Raw genomic sequence first — 1,324 nt, forward strand, 5'->3', positions numbered from 1 at the left:
AGCTCCACGGCGCGGAAGACCGCCTCCCGGCGCAGCTCCAGGGGCCGCCGCGGGTCGTCGGCGGCGCCGACCCACGACGCCAGCCAGGCCAGGAAGTCGGCCGGGGCCACCCGGGGGTCGAGGTAGGAGGTCAGGTTGTCCAGGGTCGCGAAGACCGGGGCGAGGACGGTGTCCAGACCGGCGGTGAATCGCTGCGCGAAGTCGTCGTCGGCGTACAGGGCGGGCAGCTGGGAGCCGATCGGGTACCTGCTCGGCAGGCCGGGTACGGCGGCGCGGCTCATGCCCCTGCCTCCGGCCGGGTGGAGGTGACGACCACCTGGTGCTGGTAGGAGAAGACCAGCGTGCCCGGATCGATGTCGATGCGGTCCGTCGGCGCGCCACGCCGGCCGGTGATCGGGTCGGCGGGGAAGAGGCGGATCTCCTCCACGAGGGCGTTGCCCGCGGCGCGCTGGAGCACGCCGAACACCTCGCCGTACTGGACCGGCCGCCCGAACGGCCACCCGGTGCCGTCCAGACCGCCGTGCAGCGGGTTGAGGTGCCGGAACAGGGCGTCGAGCGACGCCTCGCGCACCCGGTCGGTGTCGCCCGGTGCCGCGGTGAGCCGGGCGACCACGGTGACGCCCTGGTAGACCGGCGGCTCGACGACCAGGCGGGTGCCGATCAGGCGCCGCTCGTCGAGGCTCTCGGTGATCGCCCGCAGCACCTGCTCGGAGGGGATCAGCTGCTCGAAGCGGAGCCGGTCGTCGCCCTCGTCGGCCACCGCGTCCGGCACCACCAGGACCCGTACCGCGCCCGCGGCGTCCTCGGCGGGCAGGCACCTGACCCGCCGGACCGAGGGCGCCGCCTGGCGGCTGATGATCTCGTAGTCCTCGGCGGTCACCGCGCGTTCCTGCATCCGCAGCGCCTGCGGCGCGCGCAGCCGGGCGTTCTCGACGGTCTCGCCGGCGACGCCGCCGCGCGCCGCCTCCCGGTTGACGACCCGGGCGACGTACGGGACGGAGGAGCGCAGCACGGAGATGGCGCCACGGGCGACGTTGCCGTCCGGGCCGCCGCCGGTGCGGTAGCGGGCCACCCGCACCTGGGCGCCCTTGGGCGGTACGGCGCCGCACTGCCGCAGCGTGCCGTCCGGCTCGCGCAGCACCGGGGGGAAGCCGAACTCGCCGGTGGTGGCGTCCACCCGGACGTGCCGGTCGTCGGGGCCGGAGCGGCCGAAGTGCTCGACCACGTCCCAGCGTTGCCAGCCGTCGGCCGTGGACACCTCCACCACGGGGGGCTCGCCGTCGAGGAGGACGGGCGGGCGGCCGAGCCGGAACGTCTGTCCCGC

At 75.8% G+C, this 1,324-nt stretch carries 1 protein-coding gene and 1 pseudogene; both read right to left on the reverse strand.

Annotation, left to right across the window (positions count from 1 at the left end; translation table 11 throughout):
* Positions 1–281 (reverse strand): annotated as a pseudogene (locus tag HW445_RS31220) (phage tail protein); the annotation flags it as partial.
* Positions 278–1,324: putative baseplate assembly protein (locus tag HW445_RS31225; RefSeq protein ID WP_180224144.1), on the reverse strand; the 1,047-nt coding region annotated here is incomplete at its 5' end. The pseudogene HW445_RS31220 and the gene HW445_RS31225, both read right to left, overlap by 4 nt.

Origin of the sequence: Streptomyces sp. UH6 (assembly GCF_013421635.1) — a bacterium.
Classification (GTDB): Bacteria; Actinomycetota; Actinomycetes; order Streptomycetales; family Streptomycetaceae; genus Streptomyces; species Streptomyces abyssomicinicus.